Origin of the sequence: Streptomyces fragilis (assembly GCF_003112515.1) — a bacterium.
Classification (GTDB): domain Bacteria; phylum Actinomycetota; class Actinomycetes; order Streptomycetales; family Streptomycetaceae; genus Streptomyces; species Streptomyces fragilis.
The window spans coordinates 437112-451872 of sequence record NZ_BEVZ01000005.1 but is presented as its reverse complement, the minus strand read 5'-3'; the positions used below and the strand labels follow the sequence as shown (position 1 = coordinate 451872).

Below are 14761 nucleotides of genomic sequence, written 5' to 3'. Positions count from 1 at the left end.
CGGGCGAAGACGCGGTCAGGTGGGGCGAGGAGGTCTTGATGCAGACCGAACTGGAGGACCGGTTCCAGGAATTCGTCCAGGCCCGGTGGACCCGTCTGGTGCGGACCGCGTACCTGCTGACCGGTGACCGGCACCTGGCCGAGGACCTGACGCAGACCGCGCTCACCAAGGCGTACCGCTCCTGGCGGCGGGTGCTGCGGGCCGACAGCCCGGAGGCGTACGTCCGGCGGATCCTGGTCAGCTGCAACAGCGACCGGTTCCGCAAGCGCCGCGTGCCGGAGTCGCTGACCGCGTCGGTGCCCGAGCGGGCCGGCCGGGACGAGGGGGAAAGGGCGGACACCCGCGGAACGCTGGTGGAGGCGCTGGCCGCGCTGCCGGCCCGGCAGCGGGCGGTGATCGTGCTCCGCTACTGGGAGGACCTGTCCGAGACCGAGACGGCCGCGGCCCTCGGCTGCTCGGCGGGCACGGTCAAGAGCCAGGCCGCCAAGGGGCTGGCGAAGCTGCGGGCGACGCCGGGGCTGGCCGAGGCGCTGAACGGCGCCACCGCACGGATGACGACCGCGTCCATGGGCGCGGACCACGGAGGGGAACGATGAACGAGTACACGAGCGGCGGCGGCCCGAGGGCGCCCCGGGACGAGGCGCTGCGCACGCTGCTGGCCGAGGACGCGGAGGCGCTGACGCCTGCCCCGGCGCCGCTGGAGACGATCCGCCGCCGCGGCCGTGCCGCCCGGCGTCGCCGGGCGGCCGTACTGGGGGCCTCGCTGGCCGTCCTCGCCGCGGCGCCCCTCGGCGCCCACTGGCTCACCGCGCCCGCCGCGGCACCGGCGGACACGGCGGCGTCCGCCCCCGCGACACGAGCGCAAGCGGGCCCCGGGGCCGCTCCGGCACGGGACAAGGGCCCGGCCCGTCCGGCGTCCGAGGGGCAGCTGCTCGACAAGATCACCTACGAGCAGGCCTCCCGGGGTCTGCGGGAGTGCATCGACGGCGACCGCCTCTGGAACGACGATCCGGCGAAGGGCGCACCCGCCCCGCCCGGACAGCGCATGCCCTCCAACGGCGTGAGCGGGGACCGGCCGCTGCCCCCGGCCGAGGACTTCCGGCTGCTGCTGGCGATGCGGGCCACCGGGGACAGCAACGCCACGGGTGACGGCTTCTTCGTCGTCGCGGTGGACAGCCCGGCCGATCCGGCCCGCGCCACCCGCCTCATCTGCACGCTCAAGAACGGTCAGGTTCCCGGCGTCAACGTGAGCTCCGGCGACCCGGCGCCCCCGGACGCCGGTCCGGTGGTCATGGACATCAACGCGTCCAAGCTCCACAGCCAGTCGGTGATGGACCGGGGGGCCTGGAAGCTGCCCTTCAGGTGGGGGGTGATCGGCACGGCGGAGCCGGCGGTCGCCCGGGTCACCGTCGAGTACGGCGGCGAGAGCGAGGAGGCGGTGCTCGACGACGGCTGGTTCGTGGCGGCGGGGGAACTCGACCGGCAGGTCACCCTGTCGCCCCGCGTCCGGGGCTACGACGCCGGCGGCAAGCTGGTCTACGACTCCGACCGGGACAGGTACCACTCCCGGACGCTGCCGTAGCACCGGGCCTTCAGGACGGCGTGCGGGCGGACTCCAGCAGGCGGGGGACGTCCGCCTCGGGGAGGGCCAGCGCCGCGCCCACCGCGGTCAGCGCCTCGCGCTCGGCGGGCCGGTAGGGGCCGTCCGCCAGGGCGATGCGGGCGGCCTGCAGGAGAATCGATTCGCGTCCGAGCGGCGCGAGGTGGGGGGCCAGCGGCCCGAGCGCCTCGTGCAGTTCGAGGGCGATCGCCGCCTCGCAGGGGCGGCCCAGGGCGCGGGAGGCGTCCTCGTCGTCGACGACGCGGGCCAGCAGGGCGAGTTCGTCCGCGGTGCAGTCGTCGAAGCCCGCGGCCCGCACGCCCTCGGCGGCCGTCTCCAGGGCGGTCCGGGAGCCGGCGCCGCCGGTCGCCAGGACCGCCAGCGCGACCGTCCGCACGGCGTCCCGGAGCATCGTCGAGAAGCGCGCGGTGGTGGGGTGGTCCAGGACCTCGGCGCCGTACCGCGCGGCGCAGGAGGAGCACTCGACGATGGGGCCGGTCTCCCCGCGGCCGGCCAGCGGGACGCCGAGCACGGTGAGGCGCACCTGGCCGTGCAGGCGCCGGTAGTTGCGGTCCCCGCCGCAGCCGGGGCAGAAGAACTCGCCCTCGCCGGCGTCGGTCCAGCTGGTGCGCAGGCCCACCATCCGCAGTGCGCGCGCGGGGCGCCGTCCGCCGTCTCGTCCGCTCCCTGGCAGCACGTCGCACCTCCGTACGGGTAAGCCGCGGCAACATCGTCGCGCTCGGCGTGATGTTAGCCACACCAGCTGGGCCGCGTCAGCACCCTGGAGGAGACCAATCCGTGATCATCCGTGCCAAGTGGCCGGAATGCGCCGGGGCCCGCCCGCCGGTGGACGGCGGACGGGCCCCGGGAAGCCGCCCGGCCGGACGGGCCGGGCGGAGTGATCAGCGGGCCGCGCGGTTGACGGCGGAGACGACCGCCTTCAGCGAGGCACGCGTCGTGTTGGGGTCGATGCCGATGCCCCACAGGACCTTGTCGCCGACGGCGCACTCGATGTACGAGGCGGCCTGCGCGGAGGCGCCCTCGCTCATCGTGTGCTCCTGGTAGTCCAGCAGGCGTACGTCGACGCCGATGTTCTGCAGGGCGTCGAAGAAGGCCGAGATCGGACCGTTGCCGGTACCGGTCAGCACCGTCGGCTCGCCGTCGACGGTGCACCGCACGGTGAGGGTGTCGACGCCGTCCTGGTCGGTGGTGGACTGGCCGGTCTCCACCTGGATGCGGCCCCACGGGTTCTGCGGGTTGGGCAGGTACTCGTCCTGGAAGATCTCCCAGATGTTCTTCGGCGTGATCTCGCCGCCCTCGGCGTCGGTCTTCGCCTGGATGATCTTCGAGAACTCGATCTGCATCCGGCGCGGCAGGTCCAGCTTGTGGTCGTTCTTCAGGACGTACGCCACGCCGCCCTTGCCGGACTGCGAGTTGACCCGGATGACCGCCTCGTAGGAGCGGCCGACGTCCTTGGGGTCGATCGGCAGGTACGGGACCGCCCACTCCAGGTCGTCCACCGTGACGCCCTTGGCCGCGGCGTCGGCCTCCATGGCGTCGAAGCCCTTCTTGATGGCGTCCTGGTGGGAGCCGGAGAAGGACGTGTAGACCAGGTCGCCCACGTACGGGTGGCGCGGGTGGACCTCCATCTGGTTGCAGTACTCCCAGGTGCGGCGGATCTCGTCGATGTCCGAGAAGTCGATCTGCGGGTCGACGCCCTGCGAGAAGAGGTTCATGCCCAGCGTCACCAGGTCGACGTTGCCGGTGCGCTCGCCCTGGCCGAACAGGCAGCCCTCGACGCGGTCGGCGCCGGCCATCACGGCCAGTTCGGCGGCCGCGACGGCGGTGCCGCGGTCGTTGTGCGGGTGGGCGGACAGGCAGACGTACTCGCGGCGGGACAGGTTGCGGTGCATCCACTCGAACCGGTCCGCGTGCGTGGAGGGCGTCGAACGCTCCACGGTGGCGGGCAGGTTGAGGATGATCTCGCGGTCCGGGCCGGGCTGCCAGACGTCCATGACGGACTCGCAGACCTCCAGCGCGAAGTCCAGCTCGGTGTCGGTGAAGATCTCCGGGCTGTACTGGTAGCCGAACGCGGTCTCGTCGCCCAGCAGCTTCTCGGCGTACTCCATCACCAGCCGGGTGCCGTCGACGGCGATCTGCTTGATGTCGTCCCTGGACCCCCGGAAGACCACCCGGCGGAAGACCGGCGCGGTGGCGTTGTACAGGTGGACGGTGGCCCGGCGGGCGCCCTTCAGGGACTCCACGGTGCGCTCGATCAGGTCCTCGCGGGCCTGGGTCAGCACCGAGATGGTGACGTCCTCGGGGATGGCGTCCTCGTCCTCGACGATGGAGCGGACGAAGTCGAAGTCCGTCTGGCCGGAGGCGGGGAAGCCGACCTCGATCTCCTTGTAGCCCAGGCGGACCAGCAGGTCGAACATGGCGCGCTTGCGCGCGGGGGACATCGGGTCGATCAGGGCCTGGTTGCCGTCGCGCAGGTCCGTGGAGAGCCAGCGGGGGGCGACGGTGATGCGCTGGTCGGGCCAGGTGCGGTCGGGGATGTCGACCTGCTCGTAGCGCCCGTACTTGCTGATCGGCATCGAGGAGGGCTTCTGGCGGTTCACCATGACGGATTCGGCTCCTTGGGTGTCCGGTGGACGTAGGTCCTGGAGGACGGCCGACTGTCGGCAGCAACGCCGGACACCGCGGGGAGGGGGTCGGCCTTGCGACTTACAGACCCTCGCCGCGGCAGCTAAGGAGGAGCAGCCAGTACCGCATGATGTGCCGCAGCCTAACCGAGCCACGCCACGATGCGCGGTCGCGTATCAGTATGCGGGACTCCCGCGATCAATCGGGCAAAAGGTGCCCGAGACCACAAGACAAGCGACAGAGCCGGTCATCGGCGGCGATGTTGGATCACTTGCCATCACTGCTAGTGACTTTCCCGTCACTCCCCGCGACCATGGGGAGGTATGAGCACGAACCGGGTCTTCTGCACGATCGTCCCCCCGCACATCCTCGACACCCTCTCCCGGCACTCCGACGAGCGCGTCTCCGGACGCGCCCGCCGCACGAGGGAGCGGGACTCCCTGGAGCGCACCCGCCGCCGGCTCAACACGGTGGCCGGCGTGCGGACCCTCGCCCGCCCGGAGGCCGCCGAGGAGGGGAGGCCGCACCGCACGATCTACGACGCGAAGAGGCGCGAGACCCTCCCCGGCACCAAGGTCCGCGGCGAGGGCCAGGAGCCCGGCCAGGACGCCAGCGTCAACCGCGCCTACGCGGGGCTGGGCGCCACCTTCGACCTGTTCCTGAAGGTGTACGGCCGCGACTCCATCGACGGCGGCGGCCTGCCCCTCGACGCCACCGTCCACTACGGCGTGGAGTACGACAACGCCTTCTGGAACGGCGAGCAGATGGTCTTCGGCGACGGCGACGGCGAGGTGTTCCTGGACTTCACCATCCCCGTCGACGTGATCGGCCACGAGCTCACCCACGGCGTCACCCAGTACACCGCCAACCTGGAGTACTACGGCCAGTCCGGGGCGCTCAACGAGTCGCTCTCCGACGTGTTCGGCTCGCTGATCAAGCAGTACACGAAGAGCGAGACGGCGGCGGAGGCCGACTGGCTGGTGGGCGCGGGACTGCTCGCGCCGCGGGTGACCGGCAAGGCGCTGCGCTCCATGAAGGAGCCGGGCACCGCGTACGACGACGACGTCCTCGGCAAGGACCCGCAGCCGGGGTCCATGGACGACTACGTCGACACCCGCCAGGACAACGGCGGGGTGCACATCAACTCCGGCATCCCCAACCGGGCGTTCTACCTCGCCGCGACGGCACTGGGCGGCCACGCCTGGGAGAAGGCGGGGCAGGTCTGGTACGACGTCCTCACCGGCGGCGACCTCAAGGCGGACGCGGAGTTCGCGGACTTCGCGCGCCTCACGCTGAAGGCCGCGGCGACGCGGTTCGGCGAGGGGGCGGAGGCCCAGGCGGTCGAGAAGGCCTGGCAGGAGGTCGGCGTCCTCAGCCGCGAGGCGTGACGGCCCCACGCGGGGCCGCCGTGACCGGTTCGCCGTGACCGGTTCGCCGTGACCGGTGCGCCGTGACTGTGCGCCGTGAGCGGCCGCCGTGACTGGTGCGCCGTGAGCGGCTGCCTTGACCGGTTCGCCTTGAGCAGCTCGCCTCGAACGGTCGTCGTGAGCGGCCGCGGCGCGGGCCCGGATGCGCTAGACAGGTGCCATGCGTATCGAAGTGACACGTTCGGGCGGGTTCGCCGGGTCGGTCCGCCGCGCGGTGGTGGACACGGACGGACTGGCCGACGCGGAAGAGTGGCACCGGCTGGCCGAGGAGGCCCTCGCCGGCGGGGCGGGGCCGTCCCAGGCCGCATCGCCCGTCCGGGACGGCTTCCGCTACGAGTTCACGGTGGACGGCTCCCGTGGCGTGGAGGCCGGCGAACAGGACCTGACCCCTGCCCAGCGCACCCTCGCCTCACGCGCCCTCGCCGAAGGCGCACGGGCCTGACCCCCCGGGCCCCTCCACCCCGGAGCCTTCGGCAAGTACCGTGCCGCGCAAGGGTGTTGACCTCCTCACCGCCGGGTGAGGAGGATCCGCCCATGGCAGCCGACCCGCTTCCGTCGTTCCCGCCCGGTTTCCTCTGGGGCGTGGCCACTTCCGCACACCAGATCGAGGGCGCCGCGGACCTGCGCGAGCGGTCCGTCTGGGACGTCTTCGAGGCGCGCCCCGGCAGCATCGCGGACGGCTCCACCGCCGCCGTCGCCTGCGACAGCTTCCACCGTCACCGCGAGGACGTGGAGCTCCTCGCCGGTCTCGGCGTCGACGCCTACCGGTTCTCCGTCTCCTGGCCGCGCGTCGACTCCCCCGGCGGGCTCGACCACTACGACCGCCTGGTGGACGACCTGCTCGCGGCCGGCGTCCGCCCCGTGCCGACGCTGTTCCACTGGGACCTGCCCGCCTCGCTGGACTGGCTGGAGCGGGACACCGCCGCCCGGTTCGCCGGGTACGTGGAGCGCGTGGCGGGCCGGCTGGGCGACCGGGTGCACAGCTGGCTCACCCTCAACGAGCCCGCCGAGCACACCATCCTCGGCCACGCCCTCGGCGTGCACGCGCCGGGCCGCACGCTGATGTTCGACGCGCTGCCCGCCGCCCACCACCAGCTGCTGGCCCACGGCCTCGCCGTCCGCGCCCTGCGCGCCGCCGGGGCCGCGGACATCGGCATCGCCAATTCGCACGGCCCGACCTGGCCGCTCTCCGACCGGGAGGAGGACCTGGCCGCCGCGGACCTCTACGACGCCGTGATGAACCGGGCGTTCTCCGACCCGGTCCTGCTGGGCAGCTACCCGGACGGTCTGGCCGAGCTGATGCCCGGGGACGTGGAGGCCGACCTGAAGGTGATCTCCGAGCCGATCGACCGCTACGGCGTCAACTACTACGCGCCCTCCCTGGTCGGCGCCCCCACCGGGGAGGACAGCGCCTACGGCACCCTGGAGGTGCCGGCCCGACTGCCGTTCTCCCTGCACGACATCGAGGGCCGCCCGCGGACGGCGTTCGGCTGGCCGGTGGTCCCGGAAGGGCTGACCGAGGTCCTCACCGGTCTGCGCGACCGTTACGGCGACCGCCTCCCGCCCGTGACGATCACCGAGAACGGCTGCTCCTACCCCGGCCTCGACGACCAGGACCGGATCGCCTACCTGGACTCCCACCTGCGCGCCCTGCACCGGGCGCTGGAGGCGGGCGTGGACGTGCGCGGGTACTTCGTCTGGTCGCTGCTGGACAACTACGAGTGGGCCGAGGGCTATCAGCAGCGCTTCGGCCTGGTGCACGTCGACTTCGACTCCCCGGAGCGGACCCGCACCCCGAAGGCCTCCTACGCCTGGCTGCGCGACCGCTTGCGCGACGCTCTCCGGGCGCGGCGGTGACCACGGCGTCCGGCGCGGACGCGGAGCCGGCGGGCGGAGACCTGGCCGGGGCGGGTGCGACCGGCTCCGGCGTGGCGCCCGGCGCGCCGGTCTCCGGCCGTCCCCTGGCCGGGGGCCCACCGGGCGGGGGCCCGCCCGGCAAGGCCTCGCCGGGCCCGCCGGAGCCCGCCGAGCGGGTGAGCGGCGGCTGGACGGCCTCGCTGTCGCTGGCCAACGGGGCGGTCTGGGTGGGCTGGTACGGCCCGATGCAGATCCTGCTGGCCTCGCAGACCGCCGCGTTCGCCGCCGGTGGCGGCGCGGCCGGGGCGTTCGGCCTGGCCGGCACGACCAAGGAGACGATGCTCGCCTGGGTGACCGGCGTCGGCGCGGTGGTGGCGCTGGTCGCCAGCCCGGTGTTCGGCGCACTGTCGGACCGCACCGCCTCCCGGTGGGGCAGGCGGCGGCCGTGGATCCTGGCCGGTTCGGCGAGCGGCGCGGTGTTCCTGGTGCTGCTCGGCCACGCGCCCGGGCCGTGGACGCTGCTGATCGGCTGGTGCCTGGTGCAGCTGACGCTGAACGCCTCGTTCGCCGCCGTCACCGCGGCCGTCCCCGACCGGGTGCCCCGGCCGCAGCGGGGCACGGTCGGCGGGTGGCTGGGCGGCGTCCAGATCGTCGGCGTGGTGGCCGGCACCGGGCTGGCCGCCGCGGCGGGCGGCATCGGCGCCGGGTACGCGGCCTGCGCGGTGCTCAGCCTGCTCGGCGTGGTCCCGCTGCTGCTGCACCACGAGCCGCCGCTGACCGAGGCGGAGCGGCCCGCTCCCGTGACGGCGCGCCGGTTCCTGGCCGGGCTGGGGTTCGACCCGCGCCGCCATCCGGACCTCGGCTGGGCGTGGCTGACCCGGTTCCTGATCAACCTGTCCAACGCCCTGGTCCTTCTCTACCTCCTCTACTACCTGCGCGACCGGGTCGCTCACCCCGACCCGGAGCAGGGCGTGCTGGTGCTGACCGTGGTCAACGCCGCCATGCTGCTGGCGACGGTGGTGCTCAGCGGGGTGCGCTCCGACCGCTCCGGCCGCCGCAAGCCGTACGTGCTGTGGTCGGGGGTGCTGATGGCGGGGGCCACGCTGATGCTCGCCGGGTGGCAGACCTGGGCGTCGGCGCTGGTCGCCGCGGCGCTGCTGGGCGTCGGGTTCGGCGTGTTCACGTCGGTGGACTTCGCGCTGATGACGGAGGTGCTGCCGGACGCGGCCGCCCGCGGCAAGGACCTCGGCGTGATCAACGTCGCCAACTCGCTGCCCCAGGTGATGGCGCCCGCGCTGGCCGCGCCGCTGGTCACGGGCCTGGGCGGGTACACCACGCTGTACGTCGTCGCGGGCCTGCTGGCCCTGGCCGGCGCCCTCCTCGTCCACCGGATCCGCGGCGTCGAGTGACCCGTGCCGCCGCGTACCGGGCCGCGGCCTGGGGCAGACTGGCGGAAACCGCACCACCGGCAAGAAGGCCCCGCCCGTGACAGCGCCCACGTTCCGAGACGACCCGGCCCCCGACGACCCCGCCGACGACGACCCCGCCCAGGACCGGTCCGGCCCGCAGGTCGACCCCCTGGCAGCCCTCCGTGCCCCGGACGAGCCTCCCTGCGACGTCTTCCTGACCGGGACCGTCTTCCTGGACATCATCTTCACCGGGCTGGACCAGGCCCCGGTCCGCGGCACCGAGTCCTGGGCCCGGGGCATGGGCTCCAGCCCCGGCGGGGTCGCGAACATGGCCACCGCGCTGGCCCGGCTGGGGCTGCGCACCTCGCTGGCCGCCTCCTTCGGCGACGACCACTACGGCGAGTACTGCTGGGACGCGCTGGAGCAGGGCGAGCACATCGACCTCTCCCCGTCCCGCACGGTGCCCGGCTGGCACTCGCCGGTGACCGTCTCGATGGCCTACGAGGGCGAGCGCACGATGGTCTCGCACGGTCACGAGCCGCCTCAGCGGGAGCAGCCGTCGCCGGACCTGCCGCCACGTTCGCGGGCCGCGGTCGCCTCGCTCGCACCGGGCCGCCGCGAGCCGTGGGTGGCGCACGCCGCAGAGGCGGGCGCGCTGATCTTCGGCGACGTCGGCTGGGACGACACCGGCGCGTGGGACCTGGCCGCGCTGCCGGACCTGGCGCACTGCGAGGCGTTCCTGCCGAACGCGGCCGAGGCGATGCGCTACACGCGCACCGACTGCCCGCGCCGTGCCGCCCACGCGCTGACCGGGCACGTCCCCGTCGCGGTGGTGACGCTCGGCGCGGAGGGCGCCTACGCCGTCGACGGACGGACCGGCGAGGCGGCGGAGGTGCCGGCCATCGCGGTGGAGGCGCTGGACCCCACCGGTGCGGGCGACGTCTTCGTGGCCGGGTTCGTCACGGGGACGCTGGCCGGCTGGCCGCTCGCGGACCGGCTGGCGTTCGCGGGGCTGACGGCGGCGCTCTCCGTGCAGGACTTCGGCGGCTCGCTGTCCGCGCCGGGCTGGGCGGAGATCGCCGCCTGGTGGCGGACGGTGCAGTCGCTGGAGGGCCAGGATCCCGAGGGCCTGCGCCGCTACGCCTTCCTCGACGCCCTGATCCCCGCCCCGCTGCGCCGGGCCACCGCGCCCTGGCCCCGCCGCCGCGCCGTCCCCACCATCGGCTTCCGCCGCTCCGGCTGACCGGCCGCCCGCCCGGTGCGAGGGCATGAGGGCGACCCGTCGCCCGCCGGGTGCGAGGGCATGGAGTGAGCCCCCGCCCGCCGGGTCGGAGGGCACGTGGTGTGAGGGCGCGTGGACGTGGCAAAAGGCTTGGGGGCTTGACCGTGGCCCGTCGTACCCTGGGACACGGAAGGCCCCCTGTGACGGGCGAACTCCAGCGAGGAGGATGTGCAGGCCTCGAGCCGGCCCATGACGCAGACACCCCAAGCCCCCGGTCCCGCTGAGGGACCTGCACGCGCCCAGATCGCCGTCCCCGCCAAGCACCCCATGGTGACGGTGCTCGGGTCCGGAGACTCCCTCCTGCGCGTGATCGAGACGGCCTTCCCCGGGGCCGACATCCATGTCCGGGGCAACGAGATCAGCGCGGTGGGCGACCCGGTGGACGTGGCGCTCATCCAGCGCCTGTTCGCAGAGATGATGCTGGTGCTCCGCACCGGGCAACCGATGACGGAGGACGCGGTGGAACGATCGATCGCCATGCTGAAGGCAGGCGGAGGCGGCAACGGCGAGGGCGGCGGCCAGGAGACCCCGGCGCAGGTGCTCACGCAGAACATCCTGTCCTCGCGCGGCCGCACCATCCGGCCGAAGACGCTCAACCAGAAGCGCTACGTCGACGCCATCGACAAGCACACCGTCGTGTTCGGCATCGGACCGGCCGGTACCGGCAAGACGTACCTGGCGATGGCGAAGGCCGTGCAGGCCCTGCAGTCCAAGCAGGTCAACCGGATCATCCTGACCCGACCGGCGGTCGAGGCCGGCGAGCGGCTCGGCTTCCTGCCCGGAACGCTGTACGAGAAGATCGACCCGTACCTGCGCCCGCTGTACGACGCGCTGCACGACATGCTCGACCCCGACTCGATCCCCCGCCTGATGGCGGCCGGGACGATCGAGGTGGCGCCGCTGGCCTACATGCGCGGCCGGACGCTGAACGACGCCTTCATCATCCTCGACGAGGCCCAGAACACCTCGCCCGAACAGATGAAGATGTTCCTCACCCGTCTCGGCTTCGACTCCAAGATCGTGATCACCGGTGACGTGACCCAGGTCGACCTGCCGGACGGCACGAAGTCGGGTCTGCGTCAGGTGCAGCACATCCTGGAGGGCGTCGAGGACGTCCACTTCTCCCGGCTGTCGTCGCAGGACGTCGTCCGGCACAAGCTCGTCGGACGTATCGTCGATGCCTACGAGAAGTACGACAGCACGCACGGCACCGAGAACGGCGCCCACAAGGGCGGCCGCGGCCGGACCGCGCACAAGGGGAAGTAGAACAGCCGCACCATGGCGATCGACGTCAACAACGAATCGGGCACCGAGGTCGACGAAGAGGCGATCCTGGACATCGCCCGTTACGCCCTCGCACGGATGCGCATCCACCCCCTCGCCGAGCTGTCGGTGATCGTGGTGGACGCCGACGCCATGGAGCAGCTGCACATCCAGTGGATGGACCTGCCGGGTCCGACCGACGTGATGTCCTTCCCGATGGACGAGCTGCGCCCGCCGTCCAAGGACGACGAGGAGCCCCCGCAGGGGCTGCTCGGCGACATCGTGCTGTGCCCGGAGGTCGCCGAGAAGCAGGGCAAGGAGGCGCCGACCGGGCACTCCATGGACGAGGAGCTGCAGCTGCTCACCGTGCACGGCGTCCTCCACCTGCTGGGTTACGACCACGAGGAGCCGGACGAGAAGGCCGAGATGTTCGGCCTGCAGGCCGCCATCGTCGACGGCTGGCGTGCGGAGAAGGGCCTCACCGGTCCGTCCCCCGCCCCGACCGTCTCATGAGCGTCCAGCTGATCGTGGGCGTCGTCGCCCTGCTGGTCCTCGCCTGGCTCGCCGCCTGCGCCGAGGCAGGTCTGGCGCGGGTGTCGAGCTTCCGCGCCGAGGAGGCCATACGCACCGGCCGCCGCGGCAGCGCCAAGCTCGCCCAGGTGGCAGCCGACCCCACCCGTTACCTCAACGTGGCGCTGCTGGTCCGGGTGGCCTGCGAGATGGCGGCCGCGGCCCTGGTGACCTACGCCTGCCTCGACTCGTTCGAGAAGACCTGGCAGGCGCTGCTGACCGCCATCGCCGTGATGGTGCTGGTCTCCTACGTGGCCGTCGGCGTCTCGCCGCGCACCATCGGCCGCCAGCACCCGCTCAACACCTCGACGGTCGCCGCGTACGTGCTGCTGCCGCTGGCGCGGATCATGGGTCCCATCCCCTCCCTGCTGATCCTGCTGGGCAACGCCCTGACCCCGGGCAAGGGCTTCCGACGCGGCCCCTTCGCCTCCGAGGCCGAGCTGCGCGCCATGGTGGACCTGGCGGAGAAGGAGTCGCTGATCGAGGACGAGGAGCGCCGCATGGTGCACTCGGTCTTCGAGCTGGGCGACACCCTGGTGCGCGAGGTGATGGTGCCGCGCACCGACCTGGTGGTCATCGAGCGGTTCAAGACGATCCGTCAGGCGCTCACCCTGGCGCTGCGGTCCGGTTTCTCCCGCATCCCGGTCACCGGCGAGAGCGAGGACGACGTCGTCGGCGTCGTCTACCTCAAGGACCTGGTGCGGCGCACGCACATCAGCCGGGAGGCGGAGAGCGAGCTGGTCACCACGGCGATGCGTCCGGCGGCGTTCGTGCCGGACACCAAGAACGCCGGCGACCTGCTGCGGGAGATGCAGCGGGACCGCAACCACGTCGCGGTCGTCATCGACGAGTACGGCGGCACGGCCGGCATCGTCACCATCGAGGACATCCTCGAGGAGATCGTCGGCGAGATCACCGACGAGTACGACCGCGAGCTGCCCCCGGTGGAGGAGCTGGACGACGGCTGCCACCGGGTCACCGCGCGCCTGGACATCGGCGACCTCGGCGCGCTCTACGGGGTCGAGGAGTACGACGACGAGGACGTCGAGACGGTGGGCGGTCTGCTCGCCAAGGCGCTGGGGCGGGTCCCCATCGCCGGCGCCTCCTCGCAGGTGGAGCTCCCCGACGGACGCCGCCTCAAGCTAACCGCGGAGTCCGCGGCCGGCCGCCGCAACAAGATCGTCACCGTGCTGGTGGAGCCGGTGGCGCCGCCCGAGCCGTCGCAGGACGGGGAACGGCAGGACCGGTGACCCCGCAGGAGCTGCGCGCGCTCTGCCTCTCGTTCAACGGGACCGTCGAGGACTTCCCGTTCGGGCCGGAGACCTCCGTGTTCAAGGTGGGCGGCAAGCTCTTCGCCCTCTCGGCGCTCGACGCGCGGCCCCTGAAGGCCAACCTCAAGTGCGACCCGGACGACGCGGTGCGCCTGCGCGAGGAGTACGAGGGGCTGGTCGTGCCGGGCTGGCACATGAACAAGCGTCACTGGAACACGGTGACCGTCGACGGGGCGCTGCCGGACGCGCTGGTGCGCGAGCTGGTGGAGGACTCCTACGACCTGGTGGTCGCCGGGCTGCCGCGGGCGGAGCGGCTGCGGCTGGACCGGCCGTAATCGCGTTGTCCGCCGGACCGGCGTCGCGGCAGACTCACGGCGCATGACGATACGTTTCCCCCGCCCGCTGCGCCCCGGCGACCGGATCGGGGTCACCGCCCCGTCCAGCGGCGTGCAGAAGCCGCTGCTGCCCCGGCTCGACCGCGCCGTCCAGGTCGTGCGCGACCACGGCTACGAGGTGGTGGTCGGTGAGTGCATCGGCACGCCCACCCACGTCAGCGCGCCGGTCGCCGAGCGGGCCGCCGAACTGACCGCGATGCTCACCGACCCGGAGATCCGCGCCGTGGTGCCGCCGTGGGGCGGGGAGACGGCGATCGACCTGCTCCCCCACCTGGACTGGGAGGCGATCCGCGCCGCCGAGCCGACCTGGGTGGTCGGCTACTCCGACACCACCGCCTGGATGACGCCGCTGACCCTGCTCACCGGCTGGGCGACGGTGCACGGCAACAACCTGATGGACACGCCGTACGAGACGCCCGAGGGCCTGCTGTCCTGGCTGGACGTGGTGGCCGCCCCGCAGGGCCCGGACCACCCGCTGACCCAGGTGCCGCCGGGCCGGTACCGGGTCGCCGAGGGCTTCGACGACTGGGAGTCCGACCCGGGCCTGAGCGCCCAGGGCCTGAACACCGAGGGCCGCTGGACGCGTCTGGACGGCGACGGCGACGTCACCGTCGAGGGCCGCCTGATCGGCGGCTGCACCGAGATCGTGGGCCCGCTCGCCGGCAGCCCTTACCTGGACCTGAACGCCTTCGCCCGCGAGCACGCCCCCGAGGGACTGCTGGTGTACGTCGAGGCCTGCGAGGACAACGCCTACTCCATCGCCCGCCAGCTGCACGGCATGCGGCTGTCCGGCGCCTTCGACGCGGCCACCGCGGTCCTGGTCGGCCGCACCGCCGCCCCGGACACCCCGACCATGTCCCAGCACGAGGCGGTGCTGGACGCGCTCGGCGGCCTCGGGGTGCCGATCCTCGCCGACGTCGAGTGCGGGCACGTGCGTCCCTGGCTGCCGCTGGTGAACGGGGCACTCGCCCGGGTGACGCACACCGCGGAGCGCGGCGAGGTCGTCCAGACGCTGGCCTGACGCCCGCGGCCCGGCCGGGG

14 protein-coding genes are annotated in these 14761 nt (G+C 73.1%); 12 read left to right on the top strand and 2 right to left on the bottom strand.

The genetic code is table 11. The annotated features are described in order from the left end of the window. Positions 1 to 38: 38 nt before the first annotated feature. Both Sfr03f_RS20380 and Sfr03f_RS20375 read left to right on the top strand, forming a co-directional pair. Entirely contained in the window at positions 39 to 596 is a 558-nt protein-coding gene (locus Sfr03f_RS20380) for a SigE family RNA polymerase sigma factor (RefSeq protein ID WP_108955391.1), read from the top strand. Then, the gene (locus Sfr03f_RS20375) at positions 593 to 1582 is read left to right on the top strand and encodes a hypothetical protein (protein WP_108955390.1); all 990 of its coding nucleotides are present in this window, start codon (positions 593 to 595) and stop codon (positions 1580 to 1582) included. Before Sfr03f_RS20380 ends, Sfr03f_RS20375 begins: the two co-directional genes overlap by 4 nt. A 10-nt stretch (positions 1583 to 1592) precedes the next feature. Here Sfr03f_RS20375 and Sfr03f_RS20370 read toward each other — a convergent pair whose 3' ends face one another. Further along, on the bottom strand, positions 1593 to 2297 hold the full coding sequence (locus Sfr03f_RS20370) for a TerB family tellurite resistance protein (protein ID WP_108955389.1): 705 nt from the start codon (positions 2295 to 2297) through the stop codon (positions 1593 to 1595). Positions 2298 to 2502: 205 nt separating this feature from the next. Continuing rightward, positions 2503 to 4224, bottom strand: a complete 1722-nt coding sequence (gene leuA, locus Sfr03f_RS20365; RefSeq protein ID WP_108955388.1) for a 2-isopropylmalate synthase — start codon at positions 4222 to 4224, stop codon at positions 2503 to 2505. Positions 4225 to 4569: 345 nt separating this feature from the next. Here leuA and Sfr03f_RS20360 point away from each other — a divergent pair, with 345 nt between their 5' ends. From Sfr03f_RS20360 to Sfr03f_RS20315, 10 genes are all read left to right on the top strand, one after another. Continuing rightward, a complete protein-coding gene (locus tag Sfr03f_RS20360; RefSeq protein WP_108955387.1) occupies positions 4570 to 5634 on the top strand; it encodes a M4 family metallopeptidase in 1065 nt (354 codons plus the stop codon). A gap of 199 nt (positions 5635 to 5833) precedes the next feature. Continuing rightward, the gene (locus Sfr03f_RS20355; RefSeq protein WP_108955386.1) at positions 5834 to 6115 is read left to right on the top strand and encodes a protealysin inhibitor emfourin; all 282 of its coding nucleotides are present in this window, start codon (positions 5834 to 5836) and stop codon (positions 6113 to 6115) included. A 92-nt stretch (positions 6116 to 6207) separates the two neighbouring features. Further along, the gene (locus Sfr03f_RS20350) at positions 6208 to 7530 is read left to right on the top strand and encodes a family 1 glycosylhydrolase (RefSeq protein ID WP_108955385.1); all 1323 of its coding nucleotides are present in this window, start codon (positions 6208 to 6210) and stop codon (positions 7528 to 7530) included. Between the two features lie 104 nt (positions 7531 to 7634). After that, a complete protein-coding gene (locus Sfr03f_RS20345) occupies positions 7635 to 8939 on the top strand; it encodes an MFS transporter (protein WP_372514258.1) in 1305 nt (434 codons plus the stop codon). Positions 8940 to 9015: 76 nt separating this feature from the next. After that, positions 9016 to 10182 (top strand): carbohydrate kinase family protein, encoded by a 1167-nt coding sequence (locus Sfr03f_RS20340; protein ID WP_108955384.1) that lies wholly within the window; start codon positions 9016 to 9018, stop codon positions 10180 to 10182. A 228-nt stretch (positions 10183 to 10410) separates the two neighbouring features. After that, positions 10411 to 11487, top strand: a complete 1077-nt coding sequence (locus Sfr03f_RS20335; protein WP_108955383.1) for a PhoH family protein — start codon at positions 10411 to 10413, stop codon at positions 11485 to 11487. Positions 11488 to 11499: 12 nt separating this feature from the next. After that, positions 11500 to 11997 (top strand): rRNA maturation RNase YbeY, encoded by a 498-nt coding sequence (gene ybeY, locus Sfr03f_RS20330; RefSeq protein WP_108955382.1) that lies wholly within the window; start codon positions 11500 to 11502, stop codon positions 11995 to 11997. Beyond that, a complete protein-coding gene (locus tag Sfr03f_RS20325) occupies positions 11994 to 13304 on the top strand; it encodes a hemolysin family protein (protein ID WP_108955381.1) in 1311 nt (436 codons plus the stop codon). The genes ybeY and Sfr03f_RS20325 overlap by 4 nt, the downstream gene beginning before the upstream one ends. Beyond that, the gene (locus tag Sfr03f_RS20320) at positions 13301 to 13660 is read left to right on the top strand and encodes an MmcQ/YjbR family DNA-binding protein (RefSeq protein ID WP_108955380.1); all 360 of its coding nucleotides are present in this window, start codon (positions 13301 to 13303) and stop codon (positions 13658 to 13660) included. Before Sfr03f_RS20325 ends, Sfr03f_RS20320 begins: the two co-directional genes overlap by 4 nt. Before the next feature lie 43 nt (positions 13661 to 13703). Beyond that, complete coding sequence (locus Sfr03f_RS20315; RefSeq protein WP_108955379.1) at positions 13704 to 14741, top strand: S66 family peptidase; 1038 nt, start codon at positions 13704 to 13706, stop codon at positions 14739 to 14741. Positions 14742 to 14761: the final 20 nt, after the last annotated feature.

Excerpts from the sequence above, each read along its gene's own strand:
- Sfr03f_RS20380 (WP_108955391.1), top strand. The coding sequence starts at position 39 with ATGCAGACCGAACTGGAGGACCGGTTCCAGGAATTCGTCCAGGCCCGG.
- Sfr03f_RS20375 (WP_108955390.1), top strand. The coding sequence starts at position 593 with ATGAACGAGTACACGAGCGGCGGCGGCCCGAGGGCGCCCCGGGACGAG.
- leuA (WP_108955388.1), bottom strand. The coding sequence starts at position 4,224 with ATGGTGAACCGCCAGAAGCCCTCCTCGATGCCGATCAGCAAGTACGGG.
- Sfr03f_RS20360 (WP_108955387.1), top strand. The coding sequence starts at position 4,570 with ATGAGCACGAACCGGGTCTTCTGCACGATCGTCCCCCCGCACATCCTC.
- Sfr03f_RS20355 (WP_108955386.1), top strand. The coding sequence starts at position 5,834 with ATGCGTATCGAAGTGACACGTTCGGGCGGGTTCGCCGGGTCGGTCCGC.
- Sfr03f_RS20350 (WP_108955385.1), top strand. The coding sequence starts at position 6,208 with ATGGCAGCCGACCCGCTTCCGTCGTTCCCGCCCGGTTTCCTCTGGGGC.
- Sfr03f_RS20335 (WP_108955383.1), top strand. The coding sequence starts at position 10,411 with ATGACGCAGACACCCCAAGCCCCCGGTCCCGCTGAGGGACCTGCACGC.
- ybeY (WP_108955382.1), top strand. The coding sequence starts at position 11,500 with ATGGCGATCGACGTCAACAACGAATCGGGCACCGAGGTCGACGAAGAG.
- Sfr03f_RS20325 (WP_108955381.1), top strand. The coding sequence starts at position 11,994 with ATGAGCGTCCAGCTGATCGTGGGCGTCGTCGCCCTGCTGGTCCTCGCC.
- Sfr03f_RS20315 (WP_108955379.1), top strand. The coding sequence starts at position 13,704 with ATGACGATACGTTTCCCCCGCCCGCTGCGCCCCGGCGACCGGATCGGG.